The organism is Acinetobacter lwoffii, assembly GCF_049367455.1.
Classification (GTDB): Bacteria; Pseudomonadota; Gammaproteobacteria; order Pseudomonadales; family Moraxellaceae; genus Acinetobacter; species Acinetobacter lwoffii_W.
This window is the reverse complement of record NZ_JBMPXW010000001.1, coordinates 1,029,271-1,043,011: the sequence shown is the minus strand read 5'-3', so window position 1 is coordinate 1,043,011 and position 13,741 is coordinate 1,029,271. Positions and strand designations below refer to the sequence as shown.

The 13,741-nt window shown below is 45.8% G+C and carries 16 protein-coding genes; 9 read left to right on the top strand and 7 right to left on the bottom strand.

What is annotated here, in order from left to right; genetic code table 11:
• Positions 1–113: 113 nt before the first annotated feature.
• The 4 genes from ACO1B7_RS05015 (at position 114) to ACO1B7_RS05000 (ending at position 3,518) form a co-directional block, all read left to right on the top strand.
• The gene (locus ACO1B7_RS05015; protein ID WP_423089872.1) at positions 114–2,102 is read left to right on the top strand and encodes an ATP-dependent helicase; all 1,989 of its coding nucleotides are present in this window, start codon (positions 114–116) and stop codon (positions 2,100–2,102) included.
• An 83-nt stretch (positions 2,103–2,185) separates the two neighbouring features.
• The gene (locus ACO1B7_RS05010) at positions 2,186–2,437 is read left to right on the top strand and encodes an RNA recognition motif domain-containing protein (RefSeq protein WP_004729489.1); all 252 of its coding nucleotides are present in this window, start codon (positions 2,186–2,188) and stop codon (positions 2,435–2,437) included.
• A gap of 193 nt (positions 2,438–2,630) precedes the next feature.
• Complete coding sequence (locus ACO1B7_RS05005) at positions 2,631–3,134, top strand: DUF6586 family protein (protein ID WP_423089871.1); 504 nt, start codon at positions 2,631–2,633, stop codon at positions 3,132–3,134.
• Between the two features lie 105 nt (positions 3,135–3,239).
• Complete coding sequence (locus tag ACO1B7_RS05000; RefSeq protein WP_004278462.1) at positions 3,240–3,518, top strand: hypothetical protein; 279 nt, start codon at positions 3,240–3,242, stop codon at positions 3,516–3,518.
• 258 nt (positions 3,519–3,776) lie between these two features.
• Here ACO1B7_RS05000 and ACO1B7_RS04995 read toward each other — a convergent pair whose 3' ends face one another.
• From ACO1B7_RS04995 to ACO1B7_RS04980, 4 genes are all read right to left on the bottom strand, one after another.
• A complete protein-coding gene (locus tag ACO1B7_RS04995; protein ID WP_005107946.1) occupies positions 3,777–5,492 on the bottom strand; it encodes a cation:proton antiporter in 1,716 nt (571 codons plus the stop codon).
• Between the two features lie 134 nt (positions 5,493–5,626).
• Positions 5,627–5,782, bottom strand: coding sequence for a 50S ribosomal protein L33 (rpmG, locus tag ACO1B7_RS04990; protein ID WP_001205031.1), 156 nt, complete (start codon positions 5,780–5,782; stop codon positions 5,627–5,629).
• A 12-nt stretch (positions 5,783–5,794) separates the two neighbouring features.
• Positions 5,795–6,031: a 50S ribosomal protein L28 gene (rpmB, locus tag ACO1B7_RS04985; protein WP_000048256.1), complete on the bottom strand. Its 237-nt coding sequence runs from the start codon at positions 6,029–6,031 to the stop codon at positions 5,795–5,797.
• A 165-nt stretch (positions 6,032–6,196) separates the two neighbouring features.
• Positions 6,197–7,645 carry a coniferyl aldehyde dehydrogenase gene (locus ACO1B7_RS04980; RefSeq protein ID WP_004278439.1) on the bottom strand — a complete coding sequence of 483 codons (1,449 nt, stop codon included), beginning with the start codon at positions 7,643–7,645 and terminating at the stop codon, positions 6,197–6,199.
• 115 nt (positions 7,646–7,760) lie between these two features.
• On the opposite strand from ACO1B7_RS04980, the gene ACO1B7_RS04975 reads away from it, so the two are divergent.
• The 5 genes from ACO1B7_RS04975 (at position 7,761) to ACO1B7_RS04955 (ending at position 11,418) form a co-directional block, all read left to right on the top strand.
• On the top strand, positions 7,761–8,492 hold the full coding sequence (locus ACO1B7_RS04975; protein ID WP_034437998.1) for a TetR/AcrR family transcriptional regulator: 732 nt from the start codon (positions 7,761–7,763) through the stop codon (positions 8,490–8,492).
• Positions 8,493–8,539: 47 nt separating this feature from the next.
• Positions 8,540–9,406: a formyltetrahydrofolate deformylase gene (gene purU, locus ACO1B7_RS04970; RefSeq protein ID WP_004647410.1), complete on the top strand. Its 867-nt coding sequence runs from the start codon at positions 8,540–8,542 to the stop codon at positions 9,404–9,406.
• A gap of 191 nt (positions 9,407–9,597) precedes the next feature.
• Positions 9,598–10,365, top strand: a complete 768-nt coding sequence (locus ACO1B7_RS04965; protein ID WP_004647411.1) for an energy transducer TonB — start codon at positions 9,598–9,600, stop codon at positions 10,363–10,365.
• 25 nt (positions 10,366–10,390) lie between these two features.
• Positions 10,391–11,014: a MotA/TolQ/ExbB proton channel family protein gene (locus tag ACO1B7_RS04960; RefSeq protein ID WP_005250649.1), complete on the top strand. Its 624-nt coding sequence runs from the start codon at positions 10,391–10,393 to the stop codon at positions 11,012–11,014.
• Positions 11,014–11,418, top strand: coding sequence for an ExbD/TolR family protein (locus ACO1B7_RS04955; protein WP_004278434.1), 405 nt, complete (start codon positions 11,014–11,016; stop codon positions 11,416–11,418). The genes ACO1B7_RS04960 and ACO1B7_RS04955 overlap by 1 nt, the downstream gene beginning before the upstream one ends.
• A 64-nt stretch (positions 11,419–11,482) precedes the next feature.
• Here ACO1B7_RS04955 and msrA read toward each other — a convergent pair whose 3' ends face one another.
• From msrA to ACO1B7_RS04940, 3 genes are all read right to left on the bottom strand, one after another.
• Entirely contained in the window at positions 11,483–12,007 is a 525-nt protein-coding gene (msrA, locus tag ACO1B7_RS04950; protein WP_423089870.1) for a peptide-methionine (S)-S-oxide reductase MsrA, read from the bottom strand.
• Positions 12,008–12,117: 110 nt separating this feature from the next.
• Positions 12,118–12,579: an META domain-containing protein gene (locus ACO1B7_RS04945; protein ID WP_004647415.1), complete on the bottom strand. Its 462-nt coding sequence runs from the start codon at positions 12,577–12,579 to the stop codon at positions 12,118–12,120.
• 102 nt (positions 12,580–12,681) lie between these two features.
• The gene (locus ACO1B7_RS04940; RefSeq protein WP_004647416.1) at positions 12,682–13,731 is read right to left on the bottom strand and encodes an Lnb N-terminal periplasmic domain-containing protein; all 1,050 of its coding nucleotides are present in this window, start codon (positions 13,729–13,731) and stop codon (positions 12,682–12,684) included.
• Positions 13,732–13,741: the final 10 nt, after the last annotated feature.

Genomic DNA, 13,741 nt, shown 5'->3' with positions numbered 1-13,741 from the left:
AGCTAATATCAAATCAAGAAAATAAAATTGGAGACAGTTTCAGGGCAACTGAAAAGCCATAATTCTGAAAGCGATCTGTTAAACTACATACATCCACAAAATGATGAGTGAAAATGAGTTTAGCCACCCTGATTGATGAATTAAATCCCCAACAAAAGCAAGCAGCGACCACAGAAGCAAAACATAGTTTGGTGCTGGCCGGGGCAGGTTGTGGCAAAACCAAAACCATCGTGGCACGTGCTGCTTACTTGATTGAGCAGGGCGTGCCTGCCAACCAGATTCAGATTCTGACCTTTACCCGCCGGGCTGCCAGTGAAATTGTGGCGCGTGTCGAACTGGCACTCGGCGAGCAAGCTAAAGGTTTGCGAGCCTCGACCTTTCATACCTTCTGTATGTATCTGCTACGCCGTATTCCCAAAGCCTTTGGTCTGGAACAGTTTTCGATTATTGATCGTGATGATCAGCTGATGATGTTCCGCCTGATTCGCGGTCGTGATGACAAGAAAAATCCCAACCATCTGCCTAAGCCTCAGGAACTATGTGACCTGTATTCTTTTGCAAGGAATACCCGGCAAAAACTCAGTCTGGCATTAGAAAAACAGATGCCAGAATATCTGGCTCTCAAAGACCAGGTTGCCGAAATCATGAAAGAATATGAAGCACGCAAGCAGGCACGCAGTTTTCTGGATTATGACGATATTCTAGCGGTAGTTGCTACAGCACTGGCACAGTCCGAAGGTCTGGCCGACTATGTCGCTTCGATTTGCCGGCATATGCTAGTCGATGAAATGCAGGATACCAATCCTTTGCAATGGGCTTTGCTGGAGCCACTCAAAGACCGGATCGGCCTGTTCTGTGTCGGTGATGATGCGCAGTCGATTTATGGCTTTCGTGGTGCAGACTTTGAAAATATTCACCATTTCAAAGAGCGTGTGCCAGATGCGCAGATTTTCAAATTAGAAAAAAGCTACCGCTCGACCCAGGAAATTCTGGATCTGTCCAACTGGCTGCTTGATCAGTCTGAAATCAAATACGATAAACGTCTGGAAGCGTATCGCGGAGAAGGTGTTAAGCCGCGCATGCATATTTTCCCGAATGAGTTTGATGAAGCCAAATGGATCGCGATTGATATTAAAGAACGCCATTATCTGCAAGGCAGCAAATGGGGCGAGCATATGGTCTTGGTACGCTCCAGTTTTTCTGCGCGGCATATTGAAGCGGCCTTTATCGCAGCCAATGTACCGTATCGCTTTATTGGTGGCATGAAGCTGCTGGAAACGGCGCATGTCAAAGATTTGCTCAGCATGCTGCGCGTGGTGGCCAATCCATTGGATGATATCGCCTGGATGCGTTTCTTAACCCTATGGAATGGCGTCGGTGATGTCGGTGCCAGTAAACTGTCGCAGCAGTTATTGGCTGAACCGGAAATGGGAGCGATTGCAGATAAGCTGGAAAAATTTGGCAAGATTCCGCTAGAGACTATTCTGATCATGCAGCAGATGAGTGTGCTCAAAGGCGAAGTGCAAGCTTGCGTCGGTCTTGCGATTCAGGCGATTGAATCTCAACTGGCGGAAAACTATAAAAAGGATTGGCCACGTCGCCAGAGTGATTTTGAACTGGTGAAACAGCTGGCCTCCAAACATTCGCAGCTGAGTGAATTTTTAGAGGAATATGTACTGGATCCGGTGTCGATTTCGGAAATCGAACGTCAGTCGGATCATGATGTGGTGACCTTAATCACCATTCACTCGGCAAAAGGCACCGAGCAAAATGTCTGTTATGTGGCCAATGTCACCCCCGGTAATTACCCGCACGCACGTGCCCAAGGTGATTTTGATGATGTCGAAGAAGAGCGTCGTGTGCTGTATGTGGCGCTGACCCGGGCAAAAAATGAATTAATTCTGACCAAACAGAACCTGAATCATTGGGCGCGGGAAACGGTCGATGAGCAGGGGCGTAAAGTCGAAAGCTATTTCCTGAATGATCTCACTCGGCAGTTATGCACCACAGAAACCCATTACAAGACCCGGCAGCAAACGGTAAAAAGTGCCCTGATTGAACGCAAGTCGATTAATTTAGATTTTGGGATTGATCTCGATTAAACTATAGCAAAGTTGTTTCATGCAAAAAGTAGAGTAGGCGCGTGCTTTTTGATATTTTTTGCCTATCTTCTTAAGGTTATAAGATGAAAATTTTAGTTCGTAATTTAGAACGTACGGTCACAGAAGCCGAGTTACTGAAACTGTTCCAGGAATATGGCACAGTGGAGACCTGTACTTTGGTGCTTGATGCAGCAACAGGCAAATCAAAAGGTTTTGCTTTTGTAGAAATGCCACATGGCCGTGAAGCAGTCAAAGCCATTAAAGGCCTGAACACTTTACGCCTGCACGGACATGGGATCCGCGTGAAAGCAGCAGAAGATAAGCCTCAGGCTTAAACTCAAAAAAGGAGCACTTGATAGGCTCCTTTTTTATGGCTGAAATTTATTATCGCTGTACTTAATTAGTGAGCTCAATGCTCTGAATTTCAGTGCTGGATGGATTCAGTCTAAACATCTTTTGATTGCGAAATGCGGGCGAACCTTTTACTTTATAAAAGCCAAAATTTGTTTTAACCCTTAGGAAATCTCGATGACTCGTGTTGCTCGCTATCATGCGGACCGTACCAATCAAAAACTGTATTTTGCCCGCCTTTCCTGCCAGCAAGCAGAGCAAACCGAACATGTACAACAGGCTCAGGCACAACGTGAAGCAACTGTGTTTCATTTGCATGGTGCTTTGTTAGCATTTTTACAGGAACTGGTGCGTTACTATCGCCTGAATGATCCTCATCCGACGCTAAAATCGATCGAAGAACTGATGGCGGCCAAAGGCCAGATTTCGCCGGAAGTGGCGGTGCTGCAACATTTATCCAAGAGCGGTTTCATTGCTGAACTGAAACGTGCTTACCGTCTGTGCCAGTATGCGCCCGAACCAAGTACCCCAGAACCTGAAGACGAAACTTCCTCAAATCTCATCATTAAAGTCACACAGTCTCCACAAGCATGGTTACCTGATACTGCTATATTGAGAGAGTGGCATCGTGAACTGACCCAATTAATTGATGGTTTTCGTAATGAGATGATTGAATTTTAATCGGATCGGCTGTACTTGAAAATGCAATTTTTAACCCTATATCAATTACTCTAATGATGCAAAGTGCACCCGGCGCTTTGCCACCATGTTGAACATGGAGGATATATGTCTATAGAACAGTTGAAAGATTTATTTGGTAATCAAGACGCGATTTTAGAACTCGTTCAACTTGAAGGTGGCGCGTTGGCTCTACGCAATGCAGGCTCACATAAACAGCCTTTGGTCATGATTCAATTTAATGATGAGGTGAAAGCTTTACTTGGAGAGCAGACGCCCGTGATTGCGCAACAGATGATTCAGGCAGCACTCTATGGTTTGCTGGAACAGCAGGTCAATGAATGGCAGGCTGAAGTTGTGGATGAAGAACCAAAGTATATGAGTTAATCGTTGAAATTTATTTAGAAAGCACACTATCGGTGTGCTTTTTGAGTTTTATAGGTTATTAAATTAGGCAGATTTTAAGTACCATAAAAACGTTCATTTGAAATGAAGATGAAAAATCAGTATTTTAAAATTTAAGTCGTGAGCAGTCTGAAGCCAGTGTGTTAATAAAATCTTTGGCTCAGAGATATATTGATGTCCATAAAAAAAAGTTGCCAGATCCGGCAACTTTTTTATTTGGCGTTTATTCAAAGAAAAACTTTAATGAGAAGGCGTATGCTGATGCGCGATCTCAATCTGGTTCAAAATATGATTGCTCATATTTTTTGCCATTTCTTCTTTGGCATAATAAACCGCACCGACATTATCCCGACGAATGGCTTCAGCTTCTTCCTTGCTTTCCGCACAGACCAGTACCTGAATTTGTGGATTCAAGGTCTTGGCAATGTCCACGATTTTATGAATATCGATAATATCCATAGGAGAGATAACCAGTAAGCGCGCATGTTGAATATGTGCTTGAATCAGTACTCCGGCTTCAGTGGCTACACCAGACACTGCAGCAATGCCTTTTTCACGTAGGTTTTCGACGATGTCACGGTTTTCTTCGGCAATCACCACCTTAATGTTTTCTTCCATCAATGAGCGGGTAATGCGACGTCCCACCTCACCATGGCCAATAATGACCACCTGATCGCGCAGGTAATCCTGTGAGACTTCATCCGGCAACATTGCCAAAGGGTCACCACTGCGTTCCAGTAAGCGGGCCAGAGTCGAGCGTTCCCGAATCCATTTCTGTACCGGCTCAATCGCGGAAAAGATAAAGGAGTTAAGCGTAATCGAAATTAAGGCACCTGCCAGAATCAGGTTTTGACCTTCCAGCGAAAGCAGATTGAGCGAAACACCGAGTGCAGCCAAAATAAAGGAGAACTCACCAATCTGTGCCAGAGAAGCACCGACGGTCAAAGCGGTATTGATCGGATAACGGAAGAACAGCACCAGTGCCATCGCGGCAATAGTTTTACCAATCATGATAATCCCGACCACGGCCAGTACATGTAAAGGCTGTTCCAGCAGGATGCGCGGATCAAACAGCATGCCGACGGAGACAAAGAATAAAATCGAGAAAATTTCACGCAGTGGCAAGGTTTCTTCTTCGGCACGATGACTGAAATCAGATTCTTTCACCACCATCCCGGCAAAGAAAGCACCCAGTGCCATCGACACGCCAAAGATCTTATAAGCACCAAAGGCAATCGAGACGGCAGCAGCCACCACTGTTAAGGTAAACAGCTCACGTGAACCCAGACGTGCCACCACCTGTATGATCATCGGAATCAAGCGTTTACCAATAATCAGCATGAAGGCAATAAAGCCTGCGACTTTAAGTAAGGTAATCCCTAAGGTAAGCCAGATATTCTCATCGCTTGCGCCTTCCAGCGCCTGCCCACCTAAAAGCACCGCAGTGGCAGGTAACAGTACCAGCGCCAAGACCATGACCAGATCTTCGACCAGCAACCAGCCAACAGCAATTCGGCCATTGATTGAATCCAGTAAGCCACGATCACCAAGGGCTTTGAGTAGAACCACGGTACTGGCACAAGACAGGCTTAGGCCGAAGACCAGTGCTGAGCCAAAGCTCCAGCCCCACAGCATCGAAACTCCAACCCCGAGCAAGGTGGCAACTGCAATCTGTAAAATCGCACCAGGCAGGGCAATCCGGCGTACCTGCATCAGATCGTTTAGGGAAAAATGCATTCCGACGCCAAACATCAGGAACATGACGCCTAATTCTGCCAACTGGTTGGCCAGATGAATATCACCGACCACACCGGGCGTGTGGGGACTAATCAGAATGCCGGCAATGAGATAGCCGATCAAAGGGGGGAGACGTAGCCGTGCAGCGAGATAGCCAAAGACCAAAGCTAAGCCAAAACCAACAGCCAGTAATATAATGAGCTCTACGTCATGTGGCACTAAATACTCCTTTAGCTAGGTTTGCTGGGAAATAAGCACAAAAAGTGCCAAAACATGCAGAAAGTTTATCAAGCCGGATAAAAAAAGTGCAAAAAAAACGACCCGCGAAGGTCGTTTTTTTAAAGAAACTAAAATTATTTGATTTTAGCTTCTTTGAAGATTACGTGTTGACGGATTTTTGGATCAAATTTTTTGATTTCCATTTTTTCCGGCATAGTACGTTTGTTCTTAGTCGTGGTATAGAAATAACCTGTACCAGCTGAAGAAACTAAGCGAATTTTATCACGCATGGTTCAGACTCCTTAGATCTTTTGACCTTGAGCACGTAGGTCAGCAACAACCTTTTCAATGCCCAATTTGTCGATAATACGCATACCTTTAGTGGTTAAACGAAGACGTACAAAACGTTTTTCGCTTTCTAACCAGAAACGGTGGTGATGCAGGTTCGGCTCGAACCGGCGCTTAGTTTTGTTGTTGGCGTGTGAGACGTTGTTACCAACGACTGGACGCTTGCCGGTAACTTGGCAAACCTTAGACATGGTGTAACTCCATTGATTTAGCCAACAGCAAATCTGTATGGCCAGTCAAAAATAAACGGATTGAAATCATTCAAGGGGCGTTTTATATCAAAAATGCGCTTAAAAGACAAGCGATTTTCGTCAAAACGCGGCACGAACTATATCGATAGCTCATGCCTTGATCATTTAGCGGAGAAGTGTCTTCGAAATCAGCTTGTGAATCGGTTTATTGAACGGCGGCAGAATGTATTTCAAGCTGTACAGCTTTGGATTCGACATTACCGAGCGTTCATGCGACAAACTGAAGAAACCTTCTGGGCCATGGTATTTACCCATACCTGATGCACCGACACCCCCAAATGGTAGATCGTCCTGCGCAACATGGGTCAGTACCGTATTTTGCCCGAAATGCCCTGAATGGGTACGCTGTGCGACATAATCGGCACGCGCCTGATCAAAGTCGAAGTAGTATAAAGCAAGTGGACGCGGACGGCTATTAATAAAGTCGATGACATCGTCGATTTGATCATATTCCATGATCGGTAACAGTGGGCCAAAGATTTCATGCTGCATGATCTGCATCATCGGGGTGACATTGGTCACGATGGTCGGTGCAATCTTGCGCAGATCAGCCGAGTTTTCACTACGCGGATTAATTTCAATGACTTGCGCACCCTGTTCACGCGCATCATCCAGATAGCCTTGCAGACGGTTATATTGTTTGACATTAATAATCGAGGTGTAATCCTGATTATGGGTGATATCCGGATACATGCTTTCGACACAGGCTTTAAAGTGATCAATGAACTCGGCAGTTTTTCCGAGAGGCAGGAACATATAGTCTGGCGCTACACAGGTCTGACCGGCATTCCAGAGTTTGCCCACCGCAATCCGCTGCGCGACATCGCGCAGATCAATCGATGGATGCACCAGTACTGGCGATTTACCGCCCAGTTCCAGAATCACCGGCACCAGATTTTCGGCAGCGGCTGCCATGACGGTTTTACCGACTGCAGTTGAGCCGGTGAAAATCAGTTTATCGAAAGGCAAACGACAGAAAGCATCTGAAATCACACCGCCACCATTCACCACAGCGACCAATTCTTTAGGGAAGGCTTCAGCCAAAGCTTTTTCTAAAACTTCACCAAAGGCAGCGGATGCACTGGAAATTTTGATCATGGCATGGTTGCCGGCCGCCAGTGCGCAAATCAGGGGGCCAATCGACAACAACAGCGGATAGTTCCATGGTGCGATAATCCCAACCACGCCTAAAGGCTGATATTGTACCCAGGCTTTAGCCGGCTGATGAATAATGCCGACATGACGCTTGGAGGGTTTCATCCACCGGGTCAGGTTTTTGCTGTAATATTTGATATGTTCCAGACAGGTGAGCAGTTCACCAATCTTGGTTTCCCCGATTGAACGGTTACCATAGTCCTGATTAATTGCATCAGCAAATTGATCTTGATACTTAACTAAGATACGCTTAAGTCGAGCTAAACGATCGATACGTTCCTTTGCAGTCGGCAGAGGGTAGTGTAAGTAAGCGTGTTTTTGTTGCGCCAAGACTTCATTCAGATATTGGCTATCAAAAAAATGTGGTGTCATTGATGTTGTTTTTGTGTGACTGTTCATGCCGCACTACCATTATTCAAAAATCGATTAATTAATTTTTAGAGCAAATACTCTAATTAGTCAAGTGACTTTGTGTGTTAGCCTGCTAATGCATGAACTGAATGGTTATTTTAGGATGTCCCAAACCAAAACCTTAAAAACTAAAGAGCGTATCTTGCAGCTCAGTTTGCAGCTGTTTAACGAGCGTGGCGAACGATCGGTAACCACCAATCACATTGCGGCTGAACTCGGCATGAGCCCGGGTAACCTGTATTATCATTTCCGCAATAAAAATGAAATTATTAAAGAATTGATGGAACAGTACCAGCATCAGACCCTGGAAATGCTGGCGCTTCCGGATGACCGTGCGCTGGATGCCAATGACAAGGTGCATTATTTTCAGGTACTGAGCAGCCAGCTCTGGGCTTACCGTTTCCTGCATCGTGATGTCTATCATCTGGTAGAAAATAACGAAGATTTTCGCAAGATGTATCCACGCTTTGCCGGACAGGTGATGCAGCAGGGCCAGAAAATCTATAAGGGCTTTGTTAATGCAGGCCTGATGGACATGACCGATTCAGAAATTGAAGCACTGATCATTAACCTGTGGATTGTACTGACCAACTGGACCAACTTCCTGTATATGTCAGGTCATCTGACCGATTCCAATACCCTGGAAGAAAAATGGGTCTGGCAGGCACTGCGCCAGATGGTATTCCTGGAAGGGGCGTATTTGCGTGGTGAAAGTCGTCAAACCTATGAAGGTTTATTGAGTAGTTTGGGCTCTTCGGAACTTTTTGCCAGCCTGTCGTCATCTAAAGATTCTGAATCTGAACAAACTATTCAGAATATCCAAGAAACGCGCTAGAATACTCGGCTTATTTTTAATTTAACTGATTAGTGACTTAAACCAACATGAATATGACGACTGCTAACACCGCACGTTTATTGATTACTTGTGAAGACAAGCCGGGCATCGTGCAGGCTGTTTCGAGCTTCTTGTATCATCAAGGTGCCAACATTACTGCGCTTGACCAATATGCGACAGCAGCGCAGGGCGGACGTTACTTCATGCGCGTTGAATTTGAATTAGATAATCTTCAAAGTCGTAAAGAAAGTATTATCCAGACTTTTGCAGCGAATGTGGCAGAACGCTATGGCATGCAATGGCGTCTGGCTCTGGTCAGTGATGTGAAAAAAGTCGGTATTCTGGTGTCTAAAGTCGATCATGCCTTGCTTGAGCTGTTATGGCGTCATGCGCGTGGTGGTTTGCCTTGTGAAATTACCAAAGTGGTGTCGAATCACGAGACTTTACGCGAAGCAGTTGAAAACTTTGGTATTCCATTCGAAGTCGTGCCGGTGACCAAAGATAACAAACCTGAAGCTTATGCAGAAATCGACCAGTTGATGCAGGGCAATGACCTGTTGGTGCTGGCGCGTTATATGCAGATTCTGGATGAAGAATTTGTCAGCAAGTGGGAAATGAAAGTGATCAACATTCACCATTCTTTCCTGCCAGCTTTCGTAGGTGCCAATCCGTACAAACAGGCCTATGAAAAAGGCGTGAAGCTGATCGGTGCAACTGCGCACTATGTCACTGCGGATCTGGATCAAGGTCCGATCATCGAGCAGGATGTGGAGCGTGTGAACCATGACTTTACCGTTGAGCAGTTACGTGAACTCGGTCAGGACGTGGAACGTAATGTATTGGCCCGTGCGGTAAAATGGCATTTGGAAGACCGTATTATTGTCGATGGCAACAAGACTGTCGTGTTCCAATAAGACTTGCATTGAGTTTTAAAAAGGCATACTTTTAGTGTGCCTTTTTTGTTTTGATGCAAAAAAGTCAGTTAAAGGTAGGATTAGCGGTTGCAAATGAAAACACTTCTCATTTATTATTGGCATACTTTAATTGTGCTAACCGATGAGCTTGATAGTTTGTTCCACATCATCTCCTCAAGGTAATAGATTTAATGAGTCAAGTTGCTGCGCCCCAAATGCCTACACCGCCGAATCAGATGAAAAAGAAAGTCATCTCTATCGTGGCGGCTGTACTGATTGGGCATGTGGGTGTGTTATATGCGATCAGCCAGATGAAAGCACCTGAGCTGACACCCATTGATAAGCAACCCTTAAAAGTGCGCTTTGTAAAACTCCAGGAAGCGCCAAAACCTTTACCGTCAAAGCCGAAGGCCGAGCCACAAAAAGAGCCGCCTAAGCCTAAAGAAGTCAAAATTGTCGATAAACCGCTGCCACCACCACCGAAAAAAGTAGAAAAAATCGAGCAGGTGAAAAAGGCTGAAGCGCCAAAAGTGGTTAAAGCACCACCAGTTGAAGCAAAACCAACCCCAAGTCCGGTTGTACCGACAGTGGTCACTGAAACTAAAATTAAACCGGCACCTGCTCCGGTCGCGCCACCTGCGCCTGTGACACCGCCAGCACCTGCTGCGCCGCCATCCCCGAAAAGTGTATCGATTGGTGGGGGCGTGTCCTGGCAGCGTTCACCAAAAGTCTCACTCTCTGCAGGTGAATTAAAATCAGCCTGTTCACTGGTAGTAGATGTTTCAGCGAATGAGCAGGGTAAAGTAGTCTCTGCAACTGCACGAAATTCAAGTTGTAGCCCGGCGGTAACGCGCAAAGTAGAAGCAGCGGTACGTCGTGCACAACTCACCAAATATGTTGAAAATGGTGTGGCTTATCCAACACGCGTGGAACAGCCTTTCGATTTTCAGGTTAAATAACGGCTCACCCATTAGGAGTTCGAATATGAACTTTTCAGTTTATTGGCAACACGCTGATGCAGTCAGTAAAACGCTGTATTTCGTGTTATTGGCAATGTCGATCGCGACATGGACCATTTTTGTGCTGCGTTTGATGGGCACTCGCCAGCTGAAACAGATTGCCTATGCTCAGTTATCTAAAGCATTGGAACAACTGAAAACCAAACTGGCTCCTTTGGGCTTTGAACAGCGTAAGGCAGTGGCAGAACAGGCACTGTTACGCCAGATTTCAGCAGAAAAAGCCAATGCCGAAAAAGGTGTATCAGTTCTGGGTACGATTGCCTCAATTTCACCATTTGTCGGTTTGTTCGGTACAGTATGGGGCATCTTCCATGCGTTGGTTGCTGTTGGTAAAAGTGGTCAGGCTGGTCTGGCACAAGTGGCAACCCCAGTCGGTGAAGCATTGATTATGACTGGCTTAGGTCTGGCAGTCGCGATTCCTGCGGTACTGGCTTATAACATCTGTGTCCGTGCTAATCGTGGTTTGGCACACGAGTTACAAGATCAGGCACATGGTCTGCTGATTGATACTATGCTGCAACAGGAATCTGCTGCAAAAAAGTCTGATGAAAAAGTAACACAACAGAGTTTCGTGGGAGGTCAAGCTTAATGGCTTTTCAACTGGGTGAAGACAACGATGTAGGCATGAATGAGATGAACCTCATTCCCCTCATCGACATTATGTTGGTATTGATGATCATCTTTCTGGTGACAGCGACCGTTGCGAACCCATCAATTCCATTAACCTTGCCACAAACTACTGCGGAGATTATCGATCTGCCGCCTGAAAATGTCACGATCAGCATCAATGCCGAAGGTGACATTGCTTGGAATGGCGATGTACTGACGCTAGAGCAGCTTGAAACCCGTTTTAATGAAGCGGGCCAAGCTGAACGTCAGCCGACTATTGTGTTGAAAGCGGATAAAGAATCACGTTATGACTCGGTGGCGCAAGTCATGTCGCGTGCGAGTGGAGCCGGACTCAGCGATATTGCTTTTGCAACCGATAACTAAGATTTAGATAATAAAAAAAGCGACTGATTGCAGTCGCTTTTTTTATGCCCATTTTTCGTGAATCTTAATGGGTTTTTAATAGGGTCGTAAATTTGCTGCGTAATTTATTCAATTTTGGCGGAATGGCAAAATTGCAATAGCCCTGGGTCGGGTTCTTGGCAAAGAAGTTTTGATGATAGTCTTCCGCCGGATAGAAAGTCGGGGCAGGGCTCAGTTCAGTTACCACATTGATGCCATCGGCTTTCAGGGCATCCATCGCCTGCTGCGCCTGTTGCTGCTGCTCATCATTCAGATAATAAATCACAGAACGGTACTGGGTGCCGACATCATTGCCCTGACGGTTTAATGTAGTTGGATCATGGGTCGCAAAAAATACATCGAGCAACTGGGTATAGTTAATCTGGTTTTCATCGAAATCGATCAGAATGACTTCGGCATGGCCGGTATTGCCACCACAGACATCATCATAGTTTGGCTGAGTTGTGTGCCCACCTGCGTAACCGCTGACGACCTGCTGAACCCCCTGGATCTGTAAAAATACGGCTTCAGTACACCAAAAGCATCCCCCACCGAAAAGTGCCTGTTGCATGGTTGATTCCTCATTCAATTAAATAACTCAATCGGGCTGATGGTTAAATTCCAGCTCATCAGTATGAAAGATAAAAAAGCCTGTCCATACAGGCTTTTTGTAGGGAAGTATTAACGCGGCTGAACAGCACTTTCCAGCTGGATCAAGAGATTTCCATGGCGATCCAGTAATTTTAAGGTTTTACCAAACACTTGATAATGAGTCACTTTGGCTAAAGCTTCATTAAATTTCTGATCAAGCTGATCGTTGTTCATACAGGCCATACGGGTAGTGGCCATCTGGCTCAGGGTCAGCGTGTCTTTTGCTGCTGTGTAGCTGCCCATAATCCGGTTACAGCTATCTGAACCTGAAACGCGCTGGGTACTGGCATCAAATTGCAGACTCGGAACATTGCGTGCGGTTGGCACCGTCTTGATTTCAGTATTGCCAATCTGGGTTGCAATCCAGATACGATTTTGCAAAAGTTGTAAATGATTCGCGGTTTGTGTCGTGGCTGTATTGGGTACAGTTTCGCAGCCCATGACCGTTAAAACCGAGCCTAGAATCGCGATTGCAGTTAATTTTTTTAGCATGAGAGATACTCTGATCATTGACTAGCTGTTTGTATATAAACAAAAAAATGATCAAGGTTCCAGTTGATTTTGTATCTTTATTGAAGTGGATTTGCTACACAGTTATTGCATGTCGGGTTTTGGTAGGCCCTGCCGGATCAGGCGTGAATAGTCCTGACTGGAGAGATTAGCGGTGCGTTCTACCCGTGGATTGACATGTGCCCGTTGATACCAGGTGTGCATATCCCAAGACTGTTCCAGTACTTTAAGATCATAGAGATAATTCGGTAAATAGCCGGAGGCAAGCAACCGGTAATCTGAGGGTAGCTGTTGTTGCGATATCGCCTGAACCATATCAAAGACTAGTGTGGTGCAATTACTGGTCAGGGTATTGTACCATTTTGGCTTTTGGGCCAGTTCATCGGCCTGACGCAGATATTCCTTGAATAGCGCTTTAGCCTGAGCTTGCGGCATTTTGACTGGGAAAAAATAGACCTGTTCACCACGGACATTGCTACGGGTATAGACAATATCCTTTTCATCCGATGCGACCAGACTCAGTTCATATTTTCGGAAAAAGCCACCAATCGCTGAAAACTCTTCATTCTTTTCCTTGCGAATTTCAATCGAGAAGGTGAGTGGCTTTTGATTGGCAAAATCGAAGCTGACCAGGGTATGGGCAATTTTAGGCCCCATCCAGTAGGAAGTAATGATGTTCACGCCAGTAATCTGATTCAGATCAAAACTGCGGCTTTCCCAGCGTTCGATATAGCGACCATCGGCCTGCCAGTCAAAGTTGCGGATATTGTGTAAGGTAACCTGATCGCCTTGCTGCTCATAATGCAGAAGCTGGGAAACCTCAGGATTCCACTCTCGATCCTGACGCGCTTCCAGACTGAAATATCCCAGCAGACAGAATAAAAAGGCCAGAAGATAAAGAACGCTATCCACTTGGCGGGAGATCAGATGCCGGGTGAAATAAATCCCGAGAACGACCAGTGCAAAGGTCAGCCAGAGTCCAATCAGCATCAAGCTGCCGATTTTTCCAATAGGTTGATGCACCCAAAGCATCAGGCTGAGCCACAAACTCGACAGAATGACGAATAAAGTAAACAGACTGCCCAGCAGCCACAGACTCCAGTGCCTGGAAATATATTCGCGTCCCTGCATCATCACTTTTTCA

Excerpts from the sequence above, each read along its gene's own strand:
- ACO1B7_RS04980 (WP_004278439.1), bottom strand. The coding sequence starts at position 7,645 with ATGAACAGTCACACAAAAACAACATCAATGACACCACATTTTTTTGAT.
- ACO1B7_RS04975 (WP_034437998.1), top strand. The coding sequence starts at position 7,761 with ATGTCCCAAACCAAAACCTTAAAAACTAAAGAGCGTATCTTGCAGCTC.
- ACO1B7_RS04955 (WP_004278434.1), top strand. The coding sequence starts at position 11,014 with ATGGCTTTTCAACTGGGTGAAGACAACGATGTAGGCATGAATGAGATG.
- rpmG (WP_001205031.1), bottom strand. The coding sequence starts at position 5,782 with ATGCGTGATAAAATTCGCTTAGTTTCTTCAGCTGGTACAGGTTATTTC.
- ACO1B7_RS04965 (WP_004647411.1), top strand. The coding sequence starts at position 9,598 with ATGAGTCAAGTTGCTGCGCCCCAAATGCCTACACCGCCGAATCAGATG.
- ACO1B7_RS04940 (WP_004647416.1), bottom strand. The coding sequence starts at position 13,731 with ATGATGCAGGGACGCGAATATATTTCCAGGCACTGGAGTCTGTGGCTG.
- ACO1B7_RS05010 (WP_004729489.1), top strand. The coding sequence starts at position 2,186 with ATGAAAATTTTAGTTCGTAATTTAGAACGTACGGTCACAGAAGCCGAG.
- rpmB (WP_000048256.1), bottom strand. The coding sequence starts at position 6,031 with ATGTCTAAGGTTTGCCAAGTTACCGGCAAGCGTCCAGTCGTTGGTAAC.
- ACO1B7_RS05015 (WP_423089872.1), top strand. The coding sequence starts at position 114 with ATGAGTTTAGCCACCCTGATTGATGAATTAAATCCCCAACAAAAGCAA.
- purU (WP_004647410.1), top strand. The coding sequence starts at position 8,540 with ATGAATATGACGACTGCTAACACCGCACGTTTATTGATTACTTGTGAA.
- ACO1B7_RS04960 (WP_005250649.1), top strand. The coding sequence starts at position 10,391 with ATGAACTTTTCAGTTTATTGGCAACACGCTGATGCAGTCAGTAAAACG.
- msrA (WP_423089870.1), bottom strand. The coding sequence starts at position 12,007 with ATGCAACAGGCACTTTTCGGTGGGGGATGCTTTTGGTGTACTGAAGCC.
- ACO1B7_RS05000 (WP_004278462.1), top strand. The coding sequence starts at position 3,240 with ATGTCTATAGAACAGTTGAAAGATTTATTTGGTAATCAAGACGCGATT.
- ACO1B7_RS04945 (WP_004647415.1), bottom strand. The coding sequence starts at position 12,579 with ATGCTAAAAAAATTAACTGCAATCGCGATTCTAGGCTCGGTTTTAACG.
- ACO1B7_RS05005 (WP_423089871.1), top strand. The coding sequence starts at position 2,631 with ATGACTCGTGTTGCTCGCTATCATGCGGACCGTACCAATCAAAAACTG.